We start from the raw sequence: 8,758 nt of genomic DNA on the forward strand, positions 1-8,758 counted from the left end.
TGCTGGATTTTTACTAGAAATATTTTACCAGAATTTTGGCTTTCTGAAAAGCACGGTCTATGACCGTGCAAAGTATAACACAAGAACTACTTGTTCCATGACCTCTACCAACCCTGCATCCACCAAATCGAGGTTGGCCTTCAAAATCTGGGTTTCCTCCCCACTAGGACAATCTAGTAGTGCTTGGATTAGATTGACATAAGCTGAATGGAGTGGTAAGTTCGTCATTATTAGTTTTTATTTGCTTACGGGCCGATGGCACAATAGGCTGTTCACTGGTAAGGCAATTGAAAAGGTTTTGGACTTAGCAGACAAGGCTTTATTCTCAATACTAACTCTAGGCAAAATGTTTTGTCCAACGCTGATTGGACTTTAGACAAAAGAAAAGTTGCTTCGCGTTAGAAAATCGCGAAGTAATTATCATAATTATCATTAATAATGAAGAATTAGGCTGAAGGGAGCAGCAGTTTGTGTAGGAGAAGGGTTCTTTTTCATCTTTTTCCCTTTTTGACCACAGGATAGGATATCGTTTTCTTTTCTCTTTAGAGTCGCCTTGTACCCACCGACTGGAAAAACCGCGAGGGAAAGGGAGAAACCGGCGGAGTACTAATCGTGCGAATAATTCGGTAGAAGTCTAGTTCAACTCCTAAAAAATCAGTTGCGGATTGCATTAAACTCAAACTTTAATTGGCACATCTATTCTAGAGCGTGCTACACAAATATTATTTTTGATAATATAACATTCTACAAAATGTAAACCGTAGAAATCGCTAGATTCAATTCTTGTATGATTTCCATTATCATTTAAGATTTGCCCTCGAATTTGATTTCTTATTATTGCTTCCTCTCCAACATTACGAACCTTCCATTTAACTTGGAACGGCTCTGGGACATTACACCTAACAATATAAAATTCCAGCCTCCTATCCCGGAATAAAGGTAATCTCCTGAAAAGAATTTGGCTTAATGAGTGAGTTCTAAAACCTTTTTGTGAAACTAGGCAATCTATCTCTAACTCATATTGAATATCGACTCTGAAATAATTTTCTATGAATTCTTCAGTATTTGTATAAGCTGCCACTCTAGTAAGATCGGTTCTTTTTTGGCTTGCAGCTATGTGCGGTTCAGTCAAAAAACTATTAATTGCTTCCTCAGCCTCAGAGAAATCAATGAATCGTTCTTTGCCAAAGTGACGCTGCCAAGCTTTACAAGCCTCCTTCTGGCTTGTCCTCTCATTCAAGGCTGTGTGAGCCGATTGTATGAAACTGCTGAGTTGCCCTAAAAAGTAATCTTTGTTAGTTTTGCTGTAATCGTCTAGCAGGTTTTCATAGGTAGGTGTTGTGGGGCGATAGCATACAAAATTCAATTCGAGCTTACTCTTAATGTTAAGTAAAGTTCGGTAAAGTGCTACATCATCCCTTTCATCAAGAATAATATTAGTAGCCGCTAAAATTGATAAAATTAATCCACTTGGAAAGTCACCTTTCTTGTAATCACTCCAAGCTTTTAGATAACGCACAATTCGCTTTAATTGACCGTTATTGTCAGTTTTGCTATTAAACCATTTGATAAATTGTCTGGGGTCGCTTTTAATCCATCCTTTACTCTTATGAGCTAAATATGGAGCTTGCCCTTCTATGATGTAATAAACTGGTAGATCGAGATGATATTCTCCAGCATAAACAAGCCTGATACAGGTTTGCTTGTCAATAGGTTTTTGTTTTGTATGTCCATCTATAGCTTCACAAATCCAACGATGGAATGTGCTAACACTTTGAAGTGGTTCTGCTTCTACTTTGAAATAAATACCATCATCAATGTCAAACTCTCCATCAAGTGGCTCGATAATAGTATTCATCATAAACGACCCCTGCCCGTGAAACTTTGGTAAAAACCCAATCTGCTTATTCCGAAAGTACTGTCTGATTTTCTCACGAACAGCATCACGGGATATACGTAAAGTTTCTTTTCGTTTAGAGTTTAAGGCAATAACATCATTGAAATTGAGGAATAATTTATGAGAATTCGCCATGATATTACTTGATAATGTATTGTTTAGGCTCTTTGAAAAATTCGGCAACCTCTGGTTTACGTCCCCAAACAAGCGCTTGATCTGTACCCATTTGTGACATTAAATTCAGCGCTTCGTCGGAAGTGTTATCGAGGTTAATAATTCGTGCGTGATCTGGAGATAAAGGGATTCCAGGAATCCGAACGTAATCAAATGGCGAGTCACAATGCTGTGCTAAAGTTTCCACAAAGTAACTTGTAAGGTATGCCTGCCCCTCAAAAAATGTAGCAATTAGATCTTTATTCCAGTCGATAACTGAACGATCATGTTTAGTAACAAATCGCCTACCAGGATTGGGTTCTAGAGAACCAATAGACATTACCATTAGCTTCTGAAACCTTTTGTCGTTACCAACAAAATACCGGAGTGCTTCGACTACTCCAACTAGAGTTGGATTGTTGGCACAAACCCCTCCATCAATAAACTGTTTGCGATCGTAGGTATCTATGGTAACTATCGGCAAATATGTAGGCGCTGCACTTGTTGCAAGCGCGATGTCAACGTATCTTGTTTTGCTATCTCTACATAAATTTCCTTCATTATGGTCGTACTTAAAAATGAAAGGTCTTCCATCAGTTAAAGAAAATGCGGGGATACATAACAAACAGTGAGAGTCTGTAATTGTTTGGTTTTCAAAAAGCTCTTCCAAGGCTTTTCTCAATTCGCTGTTATCATACTTACTTCGCTGAAAAAATTGTTTAAGAGAACTTATAAAACTATTTGGTTGCAAGAAAATTTTCTTACCTTGTTTGTAGTACACATTACTAATTTGGCTAACAGGGATCTTTAGGGACAGCCCTAAAGCAATTAACCCTCCTGTTGAAGTACCACAAATTAAGTCAAAATAATCAGCAAGGTGACATTTAAATCTATCCTCAAAGTGTTCTAAAATTTTTGCTGAATATAGCCCTTTAATTCCTCCCCCATCAATTGATAGGATTTTGAAAGTATTTACTTTTGAGGCGGAGTGCTGAGGAGAATTAATCATTGGTTAGTTAGTTGTTTAAGTAAAAAAATTGGTGTTGAAAGCCGATCGATCGCTCACCGCAAAGCATTTATCTTGGTGCATCAGGGGTGGGAGGTTATTAGCAAGTTTATTTACACCATTGAACTAATCCCTGGCGCAGAAAGAAATGACTTCTACAGTCTTTTGTTCGCCAAACTGAAGGGTGAAGCGTGATAGTACCATCATTATGCTCCGTAAGATGCCACCTCGGACGGCCTTCTGGCATCAAGCTCAAATACAAAGTGGCTCTAAAACCGCAGGGACAAAGCATCGCTACATACCAAAGATACGCTCCTTCCCCCGCCAAGTATACGCAGTTTGGATGCAAACGGTTTGGCAATTCCTCAACTTTAATTGCAAACTCAGGTAGATCTTCATTACTATCTTCAGCGTACCAAAAGTGCAGTTCATCACCGACAACTTTGACCGCTGATAAAGGTTCAAATTCTCCTTTCGGGCTAACCGTTCGTCCAACTATACGTCCTGACGGGAGCATGATGGCACTGGCATGGGGATAGTCGTCATCCATCCAGCCATAAATTGATGGGAAAAGACGACGATCGGCCTCATCATCAACTATAGAATGCTGTGGAAACTCTTCTGGATGACCGTGAATTTTGAGAATTCCCAGGTTATCCTTAGCAGCTTTTTGCAGAAATGGTACGAGTATCTCTGTTGACCAAGTTACCCGGTCAGGTGCGCGTTGGGAGCAATATTCGTAAGGAACTGGGACAATTTCGCGAACTAACAGACGATGTGTATCATCTCCGACACGGCGACCGCAAAGCGCAATAGCAACAGCTTCTTGACCGTCACTGGGGAATAAATGCGTTTTGAATTGTTCTAGCTGGTCGGCTGTCAAACTCAGAGAGGTCTTCATTATTCACCCCGTTGTTAATTCCTTTTTCAACCATTCCTCAACAAGACCGAGATGCGTTGCTATGCAATCAATCCCAGGACGCCAAGGGTTGGCGACACTCCTGTGCCGCGACCATCGTTGCCACTGCTTGCCATCAAATTGTTCGGTAGTAATTGCTTTGATAGGTCGTCCATCACTACGCGCCAGTGGCGGATGGAAGTACACCATGTCTATTTGTGCGTCTGGATACCCCGTTTCGATGCGAAGATTTAAATCTACATTATTGCGATCGTATCCAGGGGGAACGGGGAAGTCGTAGACGATGACTCTTTGAACTCGATTGTCGATAACGGTTTCCCAAGACAGGGAGCGAGCATTAAGGTACTCCTCGTTGTCAGATGGGAGGCGAAATTGTTGACGCATTGACTAACCCTCCGTTTGGTCGAGGGGTAAGGTCATAAACTTTTCCACACTCGGCGTTGTGAAGTCAGCTTTCTCGTCCAAGCCAATTTTTACGGTTTTACCACCACGGAACTTTTGGTCGATCCGATAACGTTCTGGTGGCTTTTTCTCAGCTAGTTCTAGCAGTTCGCGACCTGTCATTGCCGATCGGGTGACGACATAGTTTTGCTTGTCAATTCGGATGCGATATCCACGGCAGCGGGCTGGAGGCACCTTGCCTGCTTTGGCATATTCTTCGAGGTCGATAATTTCGTTAGAGAGGTCTTCGTCAAAATCGTCCAGCAGTTCCTGCGATCGTAATTAACGAGACTGATACGGGGGAACGCCAACGGTTTACACTTGTCCACGAACTGGGACACATGGTATTGAGTGTAGATCCTGACCTCGATGAAGAAAGCGTTGCTCATCGGTTTGCTGGTGCATTTCTGATGCCAGCTTCTATTCTCTGGGCAGAGATTGGGAAGCATCGTCAGACAGTGACGATAGGAGAACTGTTTTACCTGAAGCCTTTTTTCGGGGTCAGCGTTCAGGCTTTGGCTTATCGCTGTAAAGACCTTGAGATTATCAATGCCACAACCTTTCAAAACTTATTTGCTGAGTTTGCTAAGGCAGGATGGCGAAGTCCGCCTTACAAAGAGCCTCATCCCGTACCTAATGAAAAACCATGTCGTTTTGAACGTTTGTGCTTTAGAGCGATCGCAGAAGGTGCAATTAACATATCGAAGGCGGCGGAGCTTCTCGGCATAACAGTTCAGGAACTGAAAACTAAAATGGAGCAACCGCCAAGTAAGGACGCTTGAGAGTCCCAAGTATCTGTGCTAATTTTAGGCAGCAGTATTCAGCAGTCTCACTATACACTACATATTGAGTTATATTGGGTTTAACATTTGTAAAAACACTACCTGTAGAGAAAGCAAGCTGACGGGTTAAGCCCATAGACTACTGACCTAAGCCGGGAAATTTTGGCATCTGGCCAAGACCTTGGCAAGAAGAACAAGACTTGCCCGTGCCTGCTAGAGAAGGTGGGTGAGGCAGTTAGGGTTGTTACGCCATAAACTGATAGCCAGTTCGTATTTAAATGGGATGGGAGTCCTATATTGATATCAAATGCGTGTTCTTGTAGCAGATGCTTCATTACTTTTTTGTTTAGAACAGGGACATCTTCTAGAGGCAGCTTTTAACTCTAAGCTTCAACTAGCCGTCCCCGATCTGCTATATGAATATGAACTCAAAAACTTCAACGGCTCTCATCTTGTAAAGATGGGCTTGTGTATCCAGAATCTGGATGATCGAACTCTTACCTTAGCAGTTAATTACAGACGAAGTTATTCCAAGCTCTGTCTGGTTGAAAGTTTTGCCTTAGCTTTGGCGAAAATGTCCAGTTTCGCAATGCTGAGTGGCAATCCAAGCTTACATCAATTGGCCATATCTGAACAAGTGGATTGCCACAATTTACCTTGGCTATTATCTTGGGTATTTAAAGCCAGTCCCATCGCTATCAATTCGGCATTTAAAGAATTCTCCACATTGCGGTAATGTCGAATTGTACTTCAAGCATCGTTATAATAGGCTGAGTATTTGTACCAAACTAAAAATTAGCGATAAATCTATGTGAGAGTATGTCCAATCGTCGTATTTTGAAATGCGACAATTGATAAAAGATTGCTCGCATCTCATTACAGCGGTTTCTAACTCCGTGTAGTACAGTTTTTTAACTTTAACCGCAGATGTAGGCGCAAGCCTTCCCGAAGGGTACACAGATAAACACAGATGAATTAGCTAGAGATTGATGTAGTACATAGAGCCCGAAACTGCTATACCACCATCGGATTTTAAAATTCGACAATTCCCAGTCATTCAAACTGTCGTATATTAAAATTCTACAGCACAAATAAACTTATGCCGAAACAAAAAATTGTCATTGGAATTTTAGCGAATGCAGGTGGAGTAGGCAAAACAACTCTGGCCGTCCATCTAGCTTATGAGATATGCAAGCGAGGTCAGACAGTAGCATTAATCGACCTCGACCCCCAAAGAGCATTAGATGTATTCTGCGGTTTACCTTCAGCCGAAGCTGAAAATTCCGTAGTGCGAGTTCTTGGAAAAGACTTTGACGGCAATTGGCCATTACTTCCCGCTTGGTCAAACCCCAATATCGAAGTTTGCCAGGGTCATCCCAACATGGCACAAGTAGCGAATGACTTAGTGATTCGCCGCCGGGGTGAATATGTCTTGGTAGACCGCTTAAAAGCCCATCCTTTACGACACGATGTAATTATCCTAGACTGCCCTGCCACAATAGGGATAATCTGTGAAAATGCCATTGCCGCTAGTACGGGGCTATTGGTTCCCATCCAGCTAGAGATGAAATCGGTTTCCGGTGTAGCCGACTTGGTGCAGTGGTTGATTGGAATTGCTGACGATTTGATGCTAGATCCCCATCCGCCTATTTTAGGGCTGATTCCCAGTTTGTATGACAATAGTCGTGCCATCCACCGTCAGTATTTGCAGCAATTACCAGAAGTAGCCGAACAACTAAGAGTCAAGTTATATCCTCAAATTCGAGATTCATCCGAATTTAAGAATGCGAGCGCCAATGGCTTGCCTTTACAAAAATATCGACCAGCACATCCGGCTTGTAAAGACTTTAAAACCATTGCTGACGATATCGTTACTTTAGTGCGTCAAGGAAAACTGTAATGGCGAAGCTTCCTAAAATCAGCGAACGTTTTACTGGTGCAATTCAAGCAACCGATCAAGCGCAACGAATTGCTGAATTACAAACAGAAGTAGAAAGGCTGCGAGTTACTCAATCTCCAGAACTAGAGGAACAAATCGAAGAGTTAAGAAAACAATTGGTAGCTGAAGAAGGAGAACTGGAAATAGCTGTAGATTCGATCGACCCCAATCCGTACCAACCTCGTCAGACCATAACTTCTCAAAGCATTCAAACCATTGCTCGTAGTATGGAGAAAGACGGGCAGATTGCACCAATAATTGTGATAACACAAAGCGATCGCTATTTGTTATGGGATGGACAACGGCGCTGGTCTGCTGCCAAACTGCTGGGGTGGAAAACGTTGCGTGCTGTGAAGGCACTAATGCCAGAAGATTTACACCGCAAAGCATTGTTAACGTTTATCCACCACGAAGATCTCAATTACTTGGATAAAGCTGAGGCTATTATCAAAGAACTGACTACTTCAACTGGGATGGAAGCGTCAGAAATTCCGACTGTACTATCTACGGTGTTGCGGCGGTTGGAACGTTCTGGCGAAGCTAATCAATTGACGGTGCTGGTGACTGCGACCACAGAGACGCAGGTACAAGGTATAAAGTCTTTGGGAGTTAATGAAAATGAGAAAAAAATACTTTTAGCATTGTTGGATTTAGCTTTAAATCCGGCATCGGTAAAAGCCAATCTGATGCCAATGCTATCTCTGCCAAAGGATTTAAAAACAGCCATTCGGGAACAAGGGTTAAAAGGAGCGCACGCTTTAGCTTTAACTGTGCTATCTGCTAAAACTCTGAAGACCTCAGAGCGTCAGGCTACGAAGGAAAGGATTGAAGCAACTAATCGAGTTATTGAACAAGATTTGACGGTGCAGAAGACTCGCGAGTTAGTAGCACAGATTAAAGCTAAGTATGTCTTGCCAGAAATTTCGGAATCGAAACAAGTAACGACAGTAGTCAGGGGAGTTGAGAAATTGTCTTCATCAGTTATGGTTTCAACGAGTCCCGAACAATTGACGGAACTGCGACAAGTTTTACAGCAAAAGCTGTTAGAGATTGATGAGATTTTGAACCAGTAAAAATTATTCTCTGCGTTCTAGCTAGATGGGTAAAAATGCTAACCCGGATTATGTTTGGGAGACAGTTACATAGCGTGCTAAAGCTTTTAGGATGGCATAAATTTGCCACAACTCGTCTTTTTTAGTGCGTTAAAGCTAAAAAGAAAGTAGCTAGCATAAAGCAATGGACTCTTTCGCTCAAAATCAACCACAACTTGCTTTAACAGAAGTACCCCTAGCAGCCAGGATGCGACCGCGCAACCTGGATGAATTCATCGGTCAAGACCACATTATTGGCCCAGGACGCTTACTACGTCGTGCCATCCAAGCCGACCAACTATCATCAATCATCTTTTCAGGCCCACCGGGTATAGGCAAAACCACCTTAGCTCGCATCATCGCTAACGGTACTTACTCCATCAAACATTACCTTGGTCAACAACCGTTGTTTTTGTTAAAGCTAGTCTGTGAGTGTGAACTGTTAATAATTTAGGGTCTTGCGGCATAATGGGGTATAATGTAGCGATCGCTACATTATACCGGTAAAGAACAATGGACTTTCATCTAGA

10 protein-coding genes and 1 pseudogene are annotated in these 8,758 nt (G+C 42.1%); 5 read left to right on the plus strand and 6 right to left on the minus strand.

What is annotated here, in order from left to right:
* Positions 1–57: 57 nt before the first annotated feature.
* The 6 genes from LAY57_RS34020 to LAY57_RS34045 form a co-directional block, all read right to left on the minus strand.
* Positions 58–228 carry a hypothetical protein gene (locus LAY57_RS34020; RefSeq protein WP_249071641.1) on the minus strand — a complete coding sequence of 57 codons (171 nt, stop codon included), beginning with the start codon at positions 226–228 and terminating at the stop codon, positions 58–60.
* Positions 229–676: 448 nt separating this feature from the next.
* Entirely contained in the window at positions 677–2,032 is a 1,356-nt protein-coding gene (locus LAY57_RS34025) for a CBASS cGAMP synthase (protein WP_249071642.1), read from the minus strand.
* Positions 2,033–2,036: 4 nt separating this feature from the next.
* The gene (locus tag LAY57_RS34030) at positions 2,037–3,059 is read right to left on the minus strand and encodes a CBASS cGAMP-activated phospholipase (protein ID WP_249071644.1); all 1,023 of its coding nucleotides are present in this window, start codon (positions 3,057–3,059) and stop codon (positions 2,037–2,039) included.
* Positions 3,060–3,165: 106 nt separating this feature from the next.
* A complete protein-coding gene (locus tag LAY57_RS34035) occupies positions 3,166–3,957 on the minus strand; it encodes a ubiquitination-like system serine protease family protein (RefSeq protein ID WP_249071646.1) in 792 nt (263 codons plus the stop codon).
* A gap of 3 nt (positions 3,958–3,960) precedes the next feature.
* Positions 3,961–4,359 carry an E2/UBC family protein gene (locus tag LAY57_RS34040; RefSeq protein ID WP_249071648.1) on the minus strand — a complete coding sequence of 133 codons (399 nt, stop codon included), beginning with the start codon at positions 4,357–4,359 and terminating at the stop codon, positions 3,961–3,963.
* 3 nt (positions 4,360–4,362) lie between these two features.
* Positions 4,363–4,611 (minus strand): multiubiquitin domain-containing protein, encoded by a 249-nt coding sequence (locus LAY57_RS34045; RefSeq protein ID WP_249071650.1) that lies wholly within the window; start codon positions 4,609–4,611, stop codon positions 4,363–4,365.
* A 74-nt stretch (positions 4,612–4,685) separates the two neighbouring features.
* Between LAY57_RS34045 and LAY57_RS34050 the strand changes: the two are divergent.
* From LAY57_RS34050 to LAY57_RS34070, 5 genes and pseudogenes are all read left to right on the plus strand, one after another.
* Positions 4,686–5,198 (plus strand): annotated as a pseudogene (locus LAY57_RS34050) (ImmA/IrrE family metallo-endopeptidase); the annotation flags it as partial.
* Between the two features lie 307 nt (positions 5,199–5,505).
* Complete coding sequence (locus tag LAY57_RS34055) at positions 5,506–5,934, plus strand: PIN domain-containing protein (protein ID WP_249071652.1); 429 nt, start codon at positions 5,506–5,508, stop codon at positions 5,932–5,934.
* A 363-nt stretch (positions 5,935–6,297) separates the two neighbouring features.
* Positions 6,298–7,098 carry a ParA family protein gene (locus tag LAY57_RS34060; RefSeq protein WP_249071655.1) on the plus strand — a complete coding sequence of 267 codons (801 nt, stop codon included), beginning with the start codon at positions 6,298–6,300 and terminating at the stop codon, positions 7,096–7,098.
* Positions 7,098–8,210 (plus strand): ParB/RepB/Spo0J family partition protein, encoded by a 1,113-nt coding sequence (locus LAY57_RS34065; RefSeq protein WP_249071657.1) that lies wholly within the window; start codon positions 7,098–7,100, stop codon positions 8,208–8,210. The genes LAY57_RS34060 and LAY57_RS34065 overlap by 1 nt, the downstream gene beginning before the upstream one ends.
* Before the next feature lie 163 nt (positions 8,211–8,373).
* Positions 8,374–8,682: an AAA family ATPase gene (locus LAY57_RS34070; RefSeq protein ID WP_275994475.1), complete on the plus strand. Its 309-nt coding sequence runs from the start codon at positions 8,374–8,376 to the stop codon at positions 8,680–8,682.
* The last annotated feature ends 76 nt before the right edge of the window (positions 8,683–8,758 follow it).

It is taken from the genome of Argonema antarcticum A004/B2 (assembly GCF_023333585.1).
Taxonomy (GTDB): domain Bacteria; phylum Cyanobacteriota; class Cyanobacteriia; order Cyanobacteriales; family Aerosakkonemataceae; genus Argonema; species Argonema antarcticum.